15 protein-coding genes are annotated in these 18,133 nt (G+C 42.1%); 7 read left to right on the forward strand and 8 right to left on the reverse strand.

Going from position 1 to position 18,133, the window contains the following annotated elements:
- Window positions 1-95 precede the first annotated feature (95 nt).
- Window positions 96-3,608 (forward strand): helicase-exonuclease AddAB subunit AddB, encoded by a 3,513-nt coding sequence (gene addB, locus ACI48O_RS03110; RefSeq protein ID WP_435560248.1) that lies wholly within the window; start codon window positions 96-98, stop codon window positions 3,606-3,608.
- Window positions 3,574-7,371, forward strand: a complete 3,798-nt coding sequence (gene addA, locus ACI48O_RS03115; protein ID WP_435560249.1) for a helicase-exonuclease AddAB subunit AddA — start codon at window positions 3,574-3,576, stop codon at window positions 7,369-7,371. The genes addB and addA overlap by 35 nt, the downstream gene beginning before the upstream one ends.
- A gap of 178 nt (window positions 7,372-7,549) precedes the next feature.
- Here addA and ACI48O_RS03120 read toward each other — a convergent pair whose 3' ends face one another.
- The 6 genes from ACI48O_RS03120 to ACI48O_RS03145 all read right to left on the reverse strand — a co-directional run bounded on the left by ACI48O_RS03120 (window position 7,550) and on the right by ACI48O_RS03145 (window position 9,522).
- Complete coding sequence (locus ACI48O_RS03120; protein ID WP_435560250.1) at window positions 7,550-7,768, reverse strand: spore germination protein; 219 nt, start codon at window positions 7,766-7,768, stop codon at window positions 7,550-7,552.
- A 63-nt stretch (window positions 7,769-7,831) separates the two neighbouring features.
- Window positions 7,832-8,221, reverse strand: coding sequence for a spore germination protein GerPE (locus tag ACI48O_RS03125; protein ID WP_435560251.1), 390 nt, complete (start codon window positions 8,219-8,221; stop codon window positions 7,832-7,834).
- A 10-nt stretch (window positions 8,222-8,231) separates the two neighbouring features.
- Complete coding sequence (locus ACI48O_RS03130; RefSeq protein ID WP_435560252.1) at window positions 8,232-8,405, reverse strand: spore gernimation protein GerPD; 174 nt, start codon at window positions 8,403-8,405, stop codon at window positions 8,232-8,234.
- Window positions 8,402-9,025, reverse strand: a complete 624-nt coding sequence (gene gerPC / locus ACI48O_RS03135; RefSeq protein WP_435560253.1) for a spore germination protein GerPC — start codon at window positions 9,023-9,025, stop codon at window positions 8,402-8,404. Before gerPC ends, ACI48O_RS03130 begins: the two co-directional genes overlap by 4 nt.
- A gap of 57 nt (window positions 9,026-9,082) precedes the next feature.
- Entirely contained in the window at window positions 9,083-9,292 is a 210-nt protein-coding gene (locus ACI48O_RS03140) for a spore germination protein GerPB (RefSeq protein WP_435560254.1), read from the reverse strand.
- 8 nt (window positions 9,293-9,300) lie between these two features.
- Entirely contained in the window at window positions 9,301-9,522 is a 222-nt protein-coding gene (locus ACI48O_RS03145; protein ID WP_435560255.1) for a spore germination protein, read from the reverse strand.
- Between the two features lie 271 nt (window positions 9,523-9,793).
- Between ACI48O_RS03145 and ACI48O_RS03150 the strand changes: the two genes are divergently transcribed.
- From ACI48O_RS03150 to ACI48O_RS03165, 4 genes are all read left to right on the forward strand, one after another.
- A complete protein-coding gene (locus ACI48O_RS03150; protein WP_435560256.1) occupies window positions 9,794-11,392 on the forward strand; it encodes a long-chain-fatty-acid--CoA ligase in 1,599 nt (532 codons plus the stop codon).
- A gap of 88 nt (window positions 11,393-11,480) precedes the next feature.
- Window positions 11,481-12,671 carry a DUF418 domain-containing protein gene (locus ACI48O_RS03155; RefSeq protein ID WP_435560257.1) on the forward strand — a complete coding sequence of 397 codons (1,191 nt, stop codon included), beginning with the start codon at window positions 11,481-11,483 and terminating at the stop codon, window positions 12,669-12,671.
- Between the two features lie 85 nt (window positions 12,672-12,756).
- Complete coding sequence (locus tag ACI48O_RS03160) at window positions 12,757-13,659, forward strand: fumarylacetoacetate hydrolase family protein (RefSeq protein WP_435560258.1); 903 nt, start codon at window positions 12,757-12,759, stop codon at window positions 13,657-13,659.
- Between the two features lie 87 nt (window positions 13,660-13,746).
- Entirely contained in the window at window positions 13,747-14,091 is a 345-nt protein-coding gene (locus ACI48O_RS03165) for a YisL family protein (RefSeq protein ID WP_435560259.1), read from the forward strand.
- Between the two features lie 59 nt (window positions 14,092-14,150).
- Here the strand turns inward: ACI48O_RS03165 and ACI48O_RS03170 are convergent, their stop codons facing one another.
- Complete coding sequence (locus ACI48O_RS03170) at window positions 14,151-14,711, reverse strand: DUF2777 domain-containing protein (RefSeq protein ID WP_435560260.1); 561 nt, start codon at window positions 14,709-14,711, stop codon at window positions 14,151-14,153.
- A 157-nt stretch (window positions 14,712-14,868) separates the two neighbouring features.
- Between ACI48O_RS03170 and asnB the strand changes: the two genes are divergently transcribed.
- On the forward strand, window positions 14,869-16,722 hold the full coding sequence (gene asnB / locus ACI48O_RS03175) for an asparagine synthase (glutamine-hydrolyzing) (RefSeq protein WP_435560261.1): 1,854 nt from the start codon (window positions 14,869-14,871) through the stop codon (window positions 16,720-16,722).
- A gap of 265 nt (window positions 16,723-16,987) precedes the next feature.
- On the opposite strand, the gene ACI48O_RS03180 is transcribed toward asnB, so the two are convergent.
- Window positions 16,988-17,947: a nuclease-related domain-containing protein gene (locus ACI48O_RS03180; RefSeq protein WP_435560410.1), complete on the reverse strand. Its 960-nt coding sequence runs from the start codon at window positions 17,945-17,947 to the stop codon at window positions 16,988-16,990.
- Between the last annotated feature and the right edge of the window lie 186 nt (window positions 17,948-18,133).

Consider the following 18,133-nt stretch of genomic DNA (forward strand, 5'->3'; position numbering starts at 1 on the left):
CCAGCAACTCAATGATCCTCGGCAAAACTCGAGTCAGATTATGATAAAATAGTATGGATATGCAAAAATTCCGCTCAGACAAGGAGGTACAAAACATGTCTGTTCGATTCATCATTGGGCGGTCTGGAAGCGGAAAGACTCAAAACTGCCTAAACGAAATACGGGAAAGGCTTATAGAAAATCCCGGCGGGGCCCCAATTATTTACTTGGTGCCAGAGCAAATGACGTTTCTATCCGAACAAAGACTTGCAACAACACCCGGACTTGGTGGAATGATCCGTGCACAAGTCTATAGCTTCACTCGTTTGGCCTGGCGCGTTCTCCAAGAAACTGGTGGATTCAACCGCTATCACTTAAACAGCACCGGGATCAGCATGCTGATTCGGAAAATTATCGAGGATCAAAAGGACGAGCTTACACTATTTAAAAGAGCAGCAGATAAAAATGGCTTTATCGAACAAATGGAGCAAGTATTAACTGAATTTAAGCGATATTGTATTCATCCGGAGGAACTAGCTGAAAAATCGAAACAAACAACCAATCAAAAATCGCTTCATGATAAACTCCACGATCTTGAACTCATTTATCAACGATTTGAAGAAGCTTTACATGATAAATATATTGATTCTGAAGATTACTTTCGCCTCTTAGCCGAAAAGGCAGCAGCTTCTTCCTTTTTGAAAGAAGCGGAAGTGTATATAGATGGATTTTATAGTTTTACCCCGATTGAGTATCTGGTAATTCAGCAATTAATGAAGCATTGCAAGCGGGTCACCCTCTCATTAACTCTCGATCAGCCTTTTACCAATACAAGTCCAGAGGAGCTTCATCTTTTCCGAATGACAGGGGATACATGCCAGACTCTGAATGACATGATTCATTCAGAAGGAATTTCCTTGGAAGAACCTCTTGTATTAGGTGAGGCATTTAGATGGACAAATCCTTCTTTTCTCCATCTTGAAAAATTCTTTGACTTTTTGCCTGTGCAACCCTTTCATGATGAAACGACAGCGATCCATATTGCTCAAGCGGCCAATCGCAGAGCGGAAATCGAAGGGATTGCACGATCTATAACAGCTCTAGTTCGGAAAGACGGTTATCGATATCGCGAGATCGCGATTTTATCAAGAAACAGCCATGAGTATCGAGATGTTCTCGAGGCCGTTTTTGAAGACTATCAAATTCCATTTTATATTGATCAAAAGTCGTCGATGCAGCATCATCCACTAATCGAGTTGCTGCGGTCAAGCTTGGAAATCATTAATGGAAATTGGCGTTATGAACCAATCTTTCGTGCGGTAAAAACAGAGCTTCTTTTTCCTCATGACAGCAATCCACTTAAGCTTCGTGAGCAGATGGATCGATTGGAGAATTATGTTTTAGCCTTCGGAATTCAGGGGGACAAATGGACGAGAAAACAGCCTTGGGTTTATCGAAGAATAAGAGGATTAGAACTTGAAAGCCTCCCACAAACTGATTCTGAAAAGAGGGTGGAGGAAGAGCTAAATGAATTAAGGCAAATGATCACAGCACCGCTGCTTCGCTTTGCACGTCGAATGAAAAAAGCGGGGAATGGTCAGGAGCTTGCCGAAGCCCTCTATTTATTTTTAGAAGAATTAGAGATTCCAAGAAAGCTTGAGCGTTGGAAACAAATAGAAGAGGAGAAAGGGAACCTAGTTAAAGCCCGTGAGCATGACCAAGTATGGGATGGGGTCATTGACCTCCTTGATCAATTTGAAGAGATGCTGGGGGCAGAAAAAATCCAAGTGAAACAATTTGCGACGATTATGGAATCAGGAATTGAATCACTCCGCTTTTCTCTCGTTCCACCTGCCATGGACCAAGTTGTCGCAGCTGATTTAGAGAAATCCAGACTTGAGGAAATCAAGGTGGCATTTGTGATCGGTTTAAATGAAGGGGTTATGCCAGCAAAGCTGAGTGATGAAGGAATTTTTGCAGACGAGGACCGTGAGTCATTACTTGCGAAGGGGTTGAAAATGGCTCCATCTAGCCGGACGCGACTGCTTGATGAGAATTTTCTTGCCTATAAGGCCTTTACGATCCCTTCAGAGATGTTGTTTTTAACCTATCCGTTAGCAAATGAAGAAGGAAAGGCATTGATTCCATCTCCTTTTGTCAAAAGGATGCAGGAGCTGTTTCCACATGCACAGGAGCATACATTTGTAGCGGACCCTGCCGATTTGACAGAAGAAGAGCAGCTCGAATATGTCTGCAATGACAATACAACGCTTGCTTATTTGACAGCACAGCTTCAGCTTAAGAAGCAGCGTTACCCGATTTATGATTTTTGGTGGGATGTTTATAACTACTATATGGAAAGTGATAAATGGCACGGGATTGCAGCAAAGGTGTTATCAAGCCTTTTTTATGAAAATAAGACGAAAATGCTACCTGAAGAGGTTAGTCAGGAGCTATACGGTGATAGCATACAGGCCAGCGTGTCGCGGATGGAATTGTTTCATAGCTGTCCATTTTCGCACTTTGCCCATCATGGATTAAAGCTGCGTGACCGGCAAATATTCCGCTTGGAAGCACCCGATATTGGGGAGCTGTTTCATGCTGCATTAAAGCAAATTGCTGATACGGTCAACGAGCAAAACTTGTCGTGGGCGAAAATGTCCAGGGAACAATGTGAAATGTTAGCCGGAAAAGCTGTAGAAATACTCGCACCAAGACTGCAAAATGAAATCTTGCTTAGCTCTAATCGACACGCTTATTTAAAACGGAAGCTAGAGAAGATTATCAGTCGGGCTACTTATGTATTGAGTGAACATGCCAAAGCGAGCGGCTTTTCACCAATTGGGCTTGAACTCGGCTTCGGACCAAAAGCAGAACTCCCTCCAATCCAGTTTTCATTAAAAAACGGAACGAGGATGGAGTTAGTGGGTCGAATTGACCGTGTCGATAAAGCGGAGGAAGGCGACAACGTTTTCCTAAGAGTCATTGATTATAAATCGAGTGAACGGGATTTAAATTTGAGTGAAGTGTATTATGGCTTGTCGCTGCAAATGCTAACATACCTTGATATTATTATTACTCATTCAAAAGCGTTAGTAGGGCGTAATGCCGATCCGGCCGGGGTTTTGTATTTCCATGTCCATAACCCGATTATTCAAGCGACGAAAATGCTCTCACTAGATGAAATTGAGCAAGCCATATTAAAGCAATTTAAGATGAATGGTTTGATCCTCGGCGAACAGAGCGTGATTCAATTAATGGACAAAACATTAGAAACAGGGGATTCACAATTGATTCCTGCCGGGATCAATAAAGATGGCAGCTTGAAAAAAAGGTCGAGGGTTGTGACGAAGGATGAGTTTGCCCAGTTCACTCATTACGTTAGAGACACGTATGTCAAAACTGGGAACCGCATGTTAGATGGGGTCGTTGATATTTCACCATATAAAATGAAAAATAAAACGTCTTGCACGTTTTGTTCATTTAAGTCGATTTGTCAGTTTGACCCATCATTAAAAAATAATGAGTATCGAAATTTGCCGATCTTATCGAAAGAAGAAATTCTCGAATCGATTCAAAAGGAGGATTCATCAATTGGTTCGTTCGATCATACCTCCAAAACCGAATGATGTTAACTGGACAAAAGACCAGTGGAATGCAATTTATGCAAAAAACCAGGATATCCTCGTAGCCGCAGCAGCTGGCTCCGGGAAAACAGCCGTCTTAGTAGAGCGGATGATTCAACGAATTCTCGCTGTAGAGGACCCAATAAATGTCGACGAGTTACTGGTCGTGACGTTTACAAATGCCTCCGCAGCTGAGATGAGACATCGAATTGGGGAAGCTCTAGAAAAAGCGATTCAAGCGGATCCTAAATCAATCAATCTCAGAAAACAATTAACATTACTGAATCGGGCTTCTATTTCAACCCTGCATTCCTTTTGTTTAGAGGTCATCCGCAAATATTACTATTTAATTGACATAGATCCCGGGTTCAGAATTGGTGATGAAACGGAAGTACAATTGCTTCGTGATGAAGTGATTGATGAATTATTTGAGGAAGAGTATGCCAAAACCAACAATGAGCCGTTCTTTGCTCTAGTCGATTCGTTTACCAATGACCGAAGTGATGATGCCTTACAGACGATTATTCGTGATGTATACAATTTTGCGGTTGCCAATCCATCACCTAAAGTTTACTTAAACTCGATGCTCGACATGTATGATGTGAATGATGATACCGTGATTGCTGAGCTTCCATTTGCCCAACTGCTGCTCGAGGATATTGAGTTGCAGCTTGAGGGGGCAAAACAATTGCTTGAAGAAGGACTGGAGTTAACGAAGCAACCGGGGGGACCTGCGCCAAGGGCGGAAAATTTTATTGGCGACCTTCAGTATGTTGAGGCTCTGCTTTCGGCAAGGGATTCTTGGGACACTCTTTACGAACTAATTCAAACCGTTCCTTTTTCGCGCGCGAAGACGTGTAAAGGTGATGAATACGACCCAGAGCTCATCGAGAAGGCAAAGAAATTACGGGATCGAGCGAAGAAGATTATTACCGATATTCAAAAAGAGCTCTTTTCAAGAAAACCGCAAAGCTTTTTGAACGATATGAAAGAATTAAACCCTCATATCGAAACCATTGTAAAGCTTGTAAGTGAATTTTCAATCCGGTTTTCTAATGTAAAAAAAGAGAAGGGTCTCGTTGATTTTTCTGATTTGGAGCATTATTGCTTGCAAATTCTGACTGAAAAGGTGGAGGAAGCTGGGAGACTTCTCCCCTCTGAAGCTGCTTTATTTTTCCAAAAGAAGTTTAAAGAGGTACTGGTCGACGAGTATCAGGATACGAACATGGTCCAGGAAGCGATTTTGCAGCTCGTGAAAAGCGGGGATGAAGAAACCGGTAATTTATTTATGGTTGGCGATGTGAAGCAATCGATTTACCGCTTCCGGTTAGCAGAACCGAATTTATTCCTTGGTAAATATCAACGCTTTGCTACGGACGGGGAAGCTTCCGGGTTCCGAATTGATCTTTCGCAAAACTTCCGAAGCCGAAAGGAAATTCTTGATGGAACGAACTATTTATTCAAACAGATCATGGGTGAACGAGTAGGCGAAATCCAGTATGATGAAGCAGCTGAGCTGAAGCTTGGGGCAAGTTACCCACTTGAAGATGGCTATCCTGTTGATGTGATCTTAATTGATCAAGCAGATCACAAAGCTGCAGAAGAAGATGAAGGGACTTCGGAGACAACAGAAGAGGCGGATTCTGCAGAAGCGATGTTTGACCTTAATGATTTGCAGCAATCCCAGCTTGAGGCAAGGCTGATGGCGCGAAAAATTAAGGAGATGATTGAGGAGCGAAAGCAGGTATTCAATCCTAAGCTGAAAAGTTCAAGCCCAATCAAGTACCGTGACATTGTAATTTTGCTGCGTTCGATGACTTGGGCACCGCAAATCATCGAAGAGTTTAAACAACAAGGGATTCCGGTTTATGCCAATCTGTCATCAGGATATTTTGAAGCAACCGAAGTGGCCATCATCCTTTCGCTTTTAAAGGTCATTGACAATCCATATCAGGATATACCGCTAGCTGCAGTATTACGTTCACCAATCGTTGCCTTAACGGAAGCGGAATTAGCACAAATCCGAATTCAGCAAAAGAGCGGAACATTTTATGAAGCGCTAGCTTCGTTTTGTAAGCAAGCACCAGCTGCGAACCATGAAAGCATGTACGAAAAGGTGCGGGTATTCTACGATCAGCTGACTGATTGGCGGACCCGGGCACGACAAGGCTCGCTGTCTGCATTCATTTGGCAGCTGCTGCGGGAAACGAGATTCTATGAGTTTGTCGGTGGCATGCCGGGCGGGAAACAGCGTCAAGCCAATCTTCGGGCTTTATTTGATCGGGCTCGAGCCTATGAGGCAACCACATTTAGGGGGCTATTTCGATTTTTGCGCTTTGTCGAGCGAATGAGGGAGCGTGGCGATGATTTAGGCGCTGCACGAGCCCTTGGTGAACAAGAGGATGTAGTCCGGATTATGACGATCCATAGCAGTAAAGGCCTTGAGTTTCCGGTTGTGTTCATGGCCGGCTTAAATCGAAATTTTAACTTAATGGATGTAAGAAAACCGTATATGCTGGATAAAGAATTTGGTTTTGCCGCTAAATATGTGAATGCAGAAAAGCGAATAACGTATCCATCCCTGCCCCAGCTTGCTTTTAAGCGGAAAAAGAAAAAGGAAATGCTCGCTGAGGAAATGCGCGTTCTTTATGTTGCATTGACGCGGGCGAAGGAAAAGCTGTATTTGCTCGGTTCAGCCAAGGAATTGCAAAAATCTTTCGATAAATGGTCGCGGGTAGCCCAGTACCAGAGCTGGCTTTTGCCTGAATATGACCGGGCATCTGCCTCAACCTTCTTAGACTGGGTCGGACCAGCACTTGTCCGCCATCATGACTGCTGTGAGGCACTTTCGGCGGGGAAAGAAAGCTGTGTGGGCCGAGTTCCGGAGGAGATTAGCATGCATCCTTCTAATTGGAGAGTGTTAACTGTTTCGGCTGATGAAGTTGCTACTTTTGCAGAAGAATCTGCCGAAACAGAATTGGCTGTAATGGATTATGTACAACAAGGAATTCCAGCACCTATTTCGACGGATGCTGCGGAAATCGTTAAGGACCAGCTGTCATGGCAATATGGAAATTTTGAAGCTTCTATGCATCGCTCGAAACAATCAGTATCAGAAATTAAGCGGCAGCTGGAGTTGTTTGATCCAGAAAGCGGCGGTACTGAATTAAAGCAAAAATTTACGAAACCACTGTTCAAACGGCCAAGGTTTATGCAGGAAAAAGCATTAACTCCTGCTGAACGTGGGACAGCCATGCACATGGTCATGCAGCATGTGGATTTAACGAGAAATATTAATGAGGTATATCTCGATACTTTATTAGGTGAAATGGTGGAAAAAGAACTTCTGTCAAACGAGCAGAGGGAAGTGATTGCTGCAGAACCTATCGTTGCTTTTTTCGATTCAGAATTGGGAAGACGATTACTTTCTGCTGATAAAATCAGCCGTGAGGTTCCGTTCAGTGTGTCCCTTTCCGCTAAGGAAGTATATGCGGATTGGAACGGTGAGGATGAACCTGTCCTCGTACAAGGGATCATTGACTGTCTGTTTGAGGATGGGAACGGTACGGTTTTACTTGATTATAAAACGGATTCGATCACGGAACGTTTTAAAGGTGGCTTTGAGGAAGCCATGCCGACCCTTGAAGAACGGTATAAAGTTCAAATCGATCTTTATGCTAAGGCGATTGAACGAATATTGAAGAAGCCTGTAAATGAGAAGTACTTGTTCTTCTTTGACGGCGGGCATATGTTAAAAATGGAGTAGTAGTTTAATTGGCAAAGAGGACGAATCCAGATTGTGGATCGTCCTCTTTTTTAGGTTAAGGGTTATTGGTTACAGTTTCTCTGAGAACATCGAGTTAAATTGATACCAATAAGGGCTATTGATGGCAGTTTATCCGAAAACAACGTGGTATATTAACACCAAGGTTATCAGCTTTATTTTAGGAATTCCCAATTGTCGGCTGATCAACTAGGTTTGAATCGAGGACGTTTGTACCGCTTACTCCATTATTGGTAATAATCGCCCCGCCCGTGTTTCCTCCACCAGAGCCGGAAAACGATTTAGAACTACTTTTCGGAGAAATAAACGCTGTATCCCCAAATTGAACAACCCCTCCACTTACATTAACAATGTGTACTGGTCCAACGAAAGATGGCATACCCAACCTCCTTAATCAAAAAACATAAATCTTTTAAAAAATCGATGATAATGAATATCACTTTTACTTGTTTTCACTTTTATCCACATCTGACAATTGCCTAATATGCTTAATCCGCGCTTCCATTTGAATGCTTTTGTTGTTCCCTACATGAACGATAGAAGAAGAGGAAACCCCGATAATATCAATATTTCTCACCTTTATGCACACCACAGGGGGATTAACGATTTGCATCGCAAATGACTCGGTAATCAAAGGTAGTGGGATCGGTTCGGAGAATACACGAAATTGCCTGAAGTTTCCTTCTTGTCCCCAAAAAATTTCTTGCTGGCGTTGGACCGCTATTGCTCGGTTGCCCCCTTGGATATATGTGGAATCGCCAAGCTGTATTATTGAGGAGAATAGCACAGAATCAACCTTAATTGAATCAACGAATGATGTCCGTTTTAACATTTTATTCACCTTAAGGCGCGAGCGGAACTAGGGGTCCGACGATCAGGGATTCCGCTGGGGTATCGAAGGTTGAGGCTAACTGAATTGTTTCAGTATCGCCAATCATTAACAGGGAAGAACTTGAGACCCCGATGATTCTAATTTGTCCAACACAAATGTCTCGGTTGTATACGTGAAAGTTCATTCACCTTTCATTCCTTTCATATGGTTAGGCATGTTAGTAATAAACGTACAAATCCCATTTTCCATTTCCTTAAGAAGCTTTTGGATAATGCTTTGTTTCCAGCCTTCTCTATCATGATCGCTGCCTTGAAAAGGAGTTTGTTGTAAATGATGTTGGACCCTGGAAGGAACCTGCATTTTTATATCTTCCTTAATAAAATCCAGATATTGATCATCCAGCTTTTGGTTTACCCTTGCTTCTGCATTGTTTATGAGCTGGGGCAAGTCTGTCTCTAAGTGGGCAAATACTTCTTCTTCTATCTCCATAGTATTCCGAAAAATACCTTTAGGATCGACGGGATCAACATGTGGTCCAGCCCCGGAGTTATTCACTTCTAGACTATCAATGCCTTGTAAATCAGAAGGATTTAAGCCAATATTTAACGTTCCGTCCAATGTTTCTACTTTTAATTGATCGAATTTATATTCGATTTTTTCCACATTAATCGGCGGTTTTTTCTTCAATTCATCTAATTCAGTTGTTAGCTGTGAGACCAATTTTTCAAGGGTCTGAATTCTTTGTTCCTGTCTCATCATATTTGCATGGAGTTCACCTAAATAATATTGGAAATCGTGATACATGTAACCACCTCGCATTTACCAAATTCATCGTTTCGGCAAAATGAGCGTGCTATTGAACTAAGAACTTAATGGGACTGAGGGGCCTTCAAAAGTAGTTCCCCCAGCCTTTGAGACTTGCGGAGCCGGCCCAGTGAAGCCGCCAGTATTGTATAGATACGAAGCTGGTTTAATAATCCCCGAGCTGCCAATTTGCAGGACAGAGGAGTTGGAAACGGAATTTACTTTTAACAGATTAATATGAATGGACTGTTGAATGTAGAAGTTCATGTTATCACCTAAACATTCAAGAAATTACCCTGGTCAAGGTAATCCTGATCGTACGTATTAGTAGAACTGTAATGATTGTTGACATAAAGGCCATCACCTGTATTAAAAGAGCCGGCGCCTGAGAAGGTTTTTGCATTAGCTAACGGCATAATTTTATAGACATCGCCAATATTTAATACGGAACTGCTTCCGATTGAGATCACTTGAACAACTCCAACGATTGCTGGCATAAATAAACCCCCTCATTATTTTTCTTTTATATCGTATGTGCGAGGCAAGAAAAGGTGATTAAAAAGCCCAATTTGTTGACTGGAGCACCTGAAGCGGAACTCAACAGCCAAATTCTACAGACCTTGTTTTTCAGCACGAAAACCTACTAAACCTGTCGAATATTGATGTATAACAGTGAAATTTAACGTAAATCATTTTGTCGGATAAAGACAGAATTATGTTAAGATAAATTATATTTTGAAAATTCAAATCAATTTAGAGGTGAAACGGATGAATGTACCATTAGTATTAACACAATTCCTTGATCGTGCTGTTTTTTTATACGGAAAAAAACCAGCGATAATATGTGATGATCGCGTATTTACATATGAAGAAATCAACGGAAGGGTAAATCGTTTATCACACGGACTAAAAGATTTAGGAGTTAAAAAAGGAGATCGTGTTGCTTATTTAGCGCCGAATACGGTTGAAATGTTTGAAGGGTTTTACGGAGTTTTTCAATTAGGAGCGATCATGGTTCCATTAAATACCCGTCTAAAGCCTGAAGACTATTTATTTATTTTAAATCACAGTGAGTCTAAAGTGCTATTTGTCGACCAAGACCTTTATCCGCTAATTGTTCCTATTAAGGACAAGCTTACATCGGTTGAAGCCATCGTTGTTCAGTACAAAGAAAAAGATACGCCTGAGCTTGATTATGACGCATGGTTGGCTAATCAATCAGAGCTTCCGTTTGAAAGAGAAGAATTGGATGAAAACGATGTATGCAGCTTACTATACACAAGCGGTACGACAGGTAATCCAAAAGGGGTTATGCTAACTCACCGTAACAATTATTTACATGCATTAAGCGCTCAGCATCATTTGCGTGTTTATGACAATGATGTTCTCTTACATATTTTGCCGATGTTCCATGTAAATGGATGGGGATCTCCTTTTTATTACACAGGCAATGGGGCAACTCAAGTATTCTTGAAAAAGGCAACAGCTGATTCCATCTGGGGTGAATTGCTTAAACATAAAGTAACCGTTATGCACATGGCTCCAACTGTTCTTAACGCATTAATGCAATACTATGAAAAAAATGTGCCGGAAGTGGAACAGGATGTTCGTGTTGTGATTGCAGGCTCTGCACCACCACCTGCTTTCGTGACAAGAGTAGAAGAAGAGCTTGGCTGGGAATTCATCCAAGTGTATGGGATGACGGAGCTTTCACCGTTTGTTTCTGTATCCACCGTTCATTCACATCTGGAGAATCTTCCAAAGAAAGATCGCTATCGTTTAAAAGCGAAGGCTGGATATCCACAAATAGGTGTCGAGGTGAAAGTGGTCAATGATATGGGTGAAGAAGTGTCCCATGATGGTCAGGAAATAGGCGAAGTGGTCGTAAAAAGCCATGGAGTCATGCTTGGGTATTGGCGGAATGAAGAGGAAACGATGAAAACAATCAAGAACGGCTATCTTCATACTGGTGACATGGGAACCATTGATGAATATGGTTATATTGATATCGTCGACCGAAAGAAAGACATTATCATCAGCGGTGGTGAAAATATTTCTTCTATTGAAGTGGAAGGTGTTCTTTATGAGCATCCTGCTATTCTAGAAGCTGCAGTAGTGGCAGTCCCACATGAGAAATGGGGCGAAACACCTCATGCTTTTGTTGTGACAAAAGAGGGTCAAAGTTTAACAGAACAAGAGGTTATTGCCTTCTCAAGAGAAAAGCTTGCTCACTTTAAAGCCGTTACAGGCGTTACTTTTGTAGAGGAATTGCCTAAAACTGCTTCAGGTAAAATCCAAAAGGTTCATTTAAGAAATGATTATTGGAAAAAGAGCGGTAATGAAAGTCCGACACGCTTTGTAAACTAATCTTAATAGAGAATGGAGCGGCGTACGCTGTTCCATTCTTTTTTGTTATAATCAAATTGTTATGTCAATTCCAACAAGGATGATGGATATGGCTCAAGAAGAAGGAGCTGGGAAGGGAACCGAGAGGATCATCTCGATTGATATCATCAGAGGTTTTTCCATATTCGGGATCTTCCTGGTAAATATGATGGACTTTCACTCTCCGCTGTTATATGTAGAACCATTAACGTGGTGGTCGAATCCACTCGACCATACCACATATATCGTAATCGACCTAATGGCTCAAGCAAGTTTTTATCCTTTGTTTTCAATTATGTTTGGTTTTAGTATCGTTTTGTTACTGGAAAAAGTAAAAAGTCGTGGCTTAAACCAAACGATGCTGGTAGTTCGAAGGTTGATTGTCCTGCTCATTTTCGGACTCATTCACGCTTTTTTCGTTTGGCATGGGGATATTTTAATTCAATATGCGATGTTAGGGTTTATTTTGCTGTTCTTTTTGGCTTTGTCAGGACGAAATTTGATGGCTATCGGTCTGAGTTTATACGTAATTCCAGTTGTTTTTCTCAGCCTAATATTATTTATTATGGCTACCGGGATCCCAAGTGAGGAATTGGCAGTTTTCGATAATGAAGCTGCAAAACAGTCCATACATGTATACTCACAAGGTACGTTTATGGACATAACAGAGCAACGAGTCAACGATTGGCAATCTACCAATGATCTTGGAAATGTGCCGTTTTTGTTTATTTCGATTTTTCCTTTGTTTTTAATCGGTGCTGGGATTGCCAAGCTTAAGTGGCTCGAACAACCAGACAAGCATCGCCACCGATTGACACTGCTTGTAATCATAATGTTCGTCCTTGGTCTATTTTTAAAAAGTATGCCTTATTTATTGAAGGGAGCTTTATTTGCCCAATACGTTCAAGACAGTATTGGGGGAGTTTGCTTGGCTATTTTTTTCGGGGCGTTTATCGTTAAAATAATCGAGAGGCCTAGGCTGAAAAAATGGCTAAGCCCCCTAGCTGCTGTTGGTAGAATGTCGATTAGCAATTATTTATTTCAATCGCTGTTATCAAGTTTTATTTTTTATCAATATGGTTTGGGTCTTTATGGGAACGTATCACTTTTTACGGGAACGATTCTCGTCTTTGTGATCTTTTCGTTTCAAATATTGGTGAGCCGATTATGGTTAAGCCGATTTTCGTATGGGCCTGTTGAGTGGCTCTGGCGCGTACTTACCTATATGAAGCCGGTAAAGCTGCGGAAACCTGGAGTATAATGATTTAAAAAAGCTGTGTTGATTGGAGCACCTGGAGCTGAAATCAACAGACGGATCCTAAAAAAAGAATAGAGGGGTGTTTTGGATGAAATTTGTTACTGCTACAGACAACCAAGAAGTATTTGTAGGTCTTGTCACCAATTCAAAAGTTCTTCCATTGAGAAGAGCTGAGCAGAAGAAATCACAGGAAGTGAATATTCCTGAAACGATGCTGGAATGTATTGAGCTCGGTGAAAAGTTTATTGAAACAGCCCAATCGCTCGCTACTTGGGTCGAGAACGCCCAGCTTGAAGACGAATTATACATACCAATCGAAGAGCTTACCTTGTTGGCTCCCATTCCCCGGCCAAAGAAGAATATTTTTTGTGTTGGAAAAAATTATGTTGAGCACGCTATCGAATTGGGGAGCAAGGATGATATTCCAGAGCACGTCATGGTTTTCACGAAAGCGCCAACGACCGTTACAGCGCCAAATGCTGTCGTTCCAAACTATCAAGATGTGACTTCTGAACTCGATTATGAAGGAGAACTGGCTGTCATCATTGGGAAAAAAGGAAAGGGAATTCCTAAGGAACAAGCTTTTGATTATGTGTTTGGCTATACGATTCTAAATGATATGACAGCACGGGACTTACAATCCCGCCATAAACAATTTTTCTTAGGAAAAAGCTTGGATAACACGTGCCCAATCGGTCCGTGGATCGTCCATTCCTCAGCAATGGAAAATCCTAATCATCTACAGATTCAAACGCGAGTAAACGGTGAGTTAAGACAAAACTCTAATACCGAAAACTTTATCTTCCCGATTGAAGAAGTTATTTCGGTCCTTTCAAAGGGAATGACATTAGAGCCCGGCGATATTATTGCAACAGGTACTCCAGCAGGAGTTGGCAAAGGGTTTAAGCCACCACGGCTCCTCCATCCTGGGGATGAAATTGAAATTGTAATAGAAGGAATTGGCACCCTACGTAATAAGGTAGAGTTATAGATTTTTAAGTTTGGCAACTTATTTTTAGTGTTTTTGTTTTTTATGTGATATTATGTTGTCATAAATTGTAGTAAGGGGGCAACATAATTGATTCACGCACATATTACAGCATGGTTTTTGGCCATAGTTTTATTTTTTATTGCAGCAGCGCTTTATAAAAAGGGAAACCAAAAGGGTGCAAAAATTGTCCATATGGCATTAAGATTGTTCTATATTCTTGTTTTATTGACAGGTGGCATGATTTTAACGATGTACAGCATGCACTTACTTAAAGCCGCAGTAGGGCTTTGGGTTATTGGATCCATGGAGCAAGTCCTTATCAAGGCAGCCAAGCAAAAAAATGCAACCGGAGCTTGGATTCAGTTAGTGATTTCATTACTTCTTGTTTTGTACCTAGGATTTTCTTTACCCCTTGGTTTCGATTGGTTTTAATCACCATCACGACAAAAAGAGGAGGCAGCCCGAATGGTTTGGGCGCCTCCTCTTTTCCATTATGATATCTTTTCGATTATTAATCGTTTGCCGCTGTTTAAGGTGAATTCAAATCGATCACTATTTTTTTCGTAGTAAGTAAAATGGTGCTGGACGGTACAGATTAACTCCTGATTATCAAACACAATAAAGTTCACACCGCTGTTTGGCTGATTTTTATTAAGAAAGGTCAAATGGTTGTAGCAATAAATACAATCATAAATAGAGAATTTTAGTGAATTTAAGGTTGTGATGAAATGGATTAAAGCATCATCTTGAAGGTCCTCAATCAATCTTTCTAAAGAGTAGACAAGATGTCTCCGGATTCGGATCAAATCTTGATTTTTTAAAAAATAAATGTCATCGGCAAAACCGAGCTTGCCGTCCTCAAATAGAATTCCTTTTTTCCAGCTTTTATTTTGGAATACTTCAATTTCATGGTGAAGATATTCGTCAAGTGAAGCGGCTTCCTCTGTTTCATCATCAAAGAAAACCCACTGGTTATTTATATATTCAATATTTCCTGTTGTAAAAGCCCGAACTTGGCTTTCTAATAAACGCATCCGATGTTGTCGATTCATGATTTACCTCCGTGGATAGTCCCTCACTTTTCTTTCTAGACACTTTACCCACTTTTTATAACCATCCATTTTATTTTTAGAAAAATAACCATTTTTCTAGGTTTGCATAAGATAAAACATTCCCAAAACGATTTAGCGATAGAGAGGAGATAGGCAGATGTGCGGAATTTCAGGTTGGATTGACTATCAAAAAAATCTTCGAAATGAAGCAAAAACCATTTCGAAAATGGCTGAAACGCTTGCATTACGTGGCCCAGATGATACGAATGTATGGACCGATACCCATGTAGGCTTTGGTCATAAAAGATTAGTTGTCGTCGATCCTGTGGGCGGAAGACAGCCAATGACCAAAGGGCAGCCCGGAAACCAGTATACGATTTGCTATAACGGAGAGTTGTACAATACAGAGGATATCCGGAAAGAGCTTCTTATAAAAGGATATTCTTTTAACGGTCATTCCGATACAGAAGTTTTGCTGACTTCTTATATTGAATGGCAGGAAGAGTGTGTTAAATACTTAAACGGAATCTTTGCGTTTGCGGTATGGGATCATGCTAAGGAGCAATTGTTTATTGGGCGGGACCGGTTAGGGGTAAAACCGCTGTTTTATACGGAAGTTGGCAGCGGGCTTGTGTTTGGTTCGGAGTTAAAGGCGGTGTTGGCTCATCCTGACGTTGCCGTTGAGGTAGACCGGGAGGGGCTTTCTGAGGTATTCGGTTTAGGCCCATCACGTTCTCCGGGTATTGGAGTGTTTAAGGGTGTGAAGGAGTTGCGGCCGGGGCATGCGCTGCGTTTGAATGCAAGCGGTGGACTGAAGATTTGGCGCTATTGGAATGTGAAGAGTGAAGAGCATCGCGATAGTGTGGAGGATACGATTGATAAGGTTCGGTTTTTGGTGACGGATGCGGTGAAGAGGCAGCTTGTATCGGATGTGCCATTGTGTACGTTTTTATCAGGCGGGGTCGATTCAAGTGCGATCACGGCGATCGCGGCACGAGAGTTTGAGCGTGAGGGCAAGGGGCAACTGCATACGTATTCGATTGATTATGAGGGGAATGCTCAATACTTCAAGGAAAATGAGTTTCAGCCGAATGCGGATGGGGCATTTATTCAGAAGATGGTTTCCGAATTTAATACGGTGCATCACAGTTGTGAAATTACCCAGGCGGATTTGGCCGATCATTTGACGGAGGCAGTTCATGTCCGCGATTTGCCGGGGATGGCCGATGTGGATTCATCTTTGTTGTGGTTTTGCCGGGAAATTAAAAAGGATTTTGTAGTGAGTTTGAGTGGGGAGTGTGCCGATGAAATTTTTGGCGGCTATCCATGGTTTTACCGCGAGGACGATTTAAATCGTGTTGGATTCCCGTGGATGCGATCGGTGGATGCTAGGCAGGGAATTTTAAAGGACCATTGGGCGTCGCGGTTACGTTTGCCGGAGTATATTATGGATCGTTATTCCGATACGATTGCTGAAACACCAAGGTTGGATGGAGAGTCTGGAGATGCAGCACGACGGCGCGAATTGTTTTATTTAAACCAGGTTTGGTTTATGTCAACACTCTTGGATCGGAAAGACCGGATGAGTATGGGAGCGAGCCTCGAGGTTCGTGTTCCGTTTGCTGACCACCGCTTAGTTGAGTATGTATGGAATATTCCGTGGGATTTGAAAATTTACGGGCATCGTGAAAAGGGAATCTTGCGGAAGGCGCTGGAAGGGGTGCTTCCGGATGAAGTGTTGTACCGGAAAAAGAGCCCGTATCCGAAAACGCATAATCCCGAGTATACGAAGCGTGTTATCGGGTTGCTTGCGGATGTACTGCGTGATAAGAATTCCGCTTTGCATGAGTTTTTTGATGCGGGCGAGCTTGGGCGGATTATTGATTCAGGTGGCGCTGCTTTCACCGTTCCATGGTATGGCCAGCTCATGACAGGACCCCAACTTTTGGCTCATCTGTATCAAATTCATGTGTGGTTCCGAGATTATCAGATTAATATTGTGGAAAGTTGAGTTGTTGGATGGGTCCGCTGTAGTGTTTGTACTCGCGGGCCCCTTTATTGTGTTGTCATGAGGTGGTTTGGTTTCATTGAATTTGTATTGGAGCACTTTTTGTTTGGGATTTTTGGTCATTTGGGTGCGTGGGAAGACGTTTTGGCGGATAGGATGGTGATTTTGGCGGATAGACTGCGAAAAGTAGCGGATAGAATCCTATTCCGGCGGATAGACTCATCTTTTTGGCGGATAGACCCCATATTTTGGCGGATAGGATGCCGATCTACCTTAATTTTTCTAATGAAAGCAGGTAAACTCGATGTCTATTTACCCCTGAATAAGCCAATTTAAGTTTTCGTAACATTTTATTTGCAATATCACTGGAATCTATCTGTAAAAACTCCCGAAACTGCTGATTAGTGATCTCTGGACCAAAAAGAAGGTAATAATCTTTTAACGCTTTTAGATGGGCATCCTTCGATTTGCACCCGCACCCGTCACAATGCCACGAACCGCCCCGATATTTCATGCCAAGACGCCCGCATGGTGGACAATGGACCCCTGGCAAAATCTCAGGTCTAGAAATCCCATAACATTTTTGAAGGTCATAACTAGGCTCAACATGACTTTTTATCAAAAGCTTACACAGCTTCCGTAACACATCAGGCGGGTAAACAACCTCCCTATATTTTTCACGAAAACCAGTAAGTCGATAAATGACGCGACGACCGCGGCACACCCGGAACGCAGCTTCAGAACCCGGCTCGACTTTCAACAAACAATTTTTGTTCATCATTCCAACCAAATACTCTAGATTTCTACAAGGAAATTTATGTCGCCTCAGCCAATTTCTTAGCTCGCCATACTGAAACTGAGCTTGAAGCATGGGGTTTTCGAAGACTATGTCCTCATTTTGGATAAGCTGATCACGGTGCTCATCAATTTCAACACTGCCTGATAGATTCTTGGATTCAATAAACGGGATATGGGTTGAGTGAAGGATAAGACAATCAATTTGAAAATGGGTGCCTCGATCGTTGGCTAAGCGGATGCCTTGAAAAATGAAGTAATCTTTTTCGGGGAGATAGTTGAGGTAGGAATCAAGAATAACCTCGCCATAGTAGCCAGCTTCTCTTTTCCTGCTATCTGCTTCAATTACAGGGATTTTCGGGTGATTGGCACAAATCCTGCTTAACAAGGCCTCATTAAATTCCAGTTTCCTGGGCCTCAGTCTTTTTAACATAATCAAGCGCAACAACTCCTTTCTTTATTTTTGGCTGTGTTAAATTTTGCTGTTGATTTCCGCTCCAGGTGCTCGCTTTCCGCGGGGGAGTCCGGGAGCCTCCTCGGCGCCATAGCGCCTGTGGGGTCTCCCGTGACACCTTCTCCCGCAGGAGTCTCGCACCTTCCGCTCCAATCAACAGAGTGC

This window comes from Neobacillus terrisolis, assembly GCF_051233475.1.
In the GTDB taxonomy this organism is placed as follows: domain Bacteria; phylum Bacillota; class Bacilli; order Bacillales; family Cytobacillaceae; genus Bacillus_BU.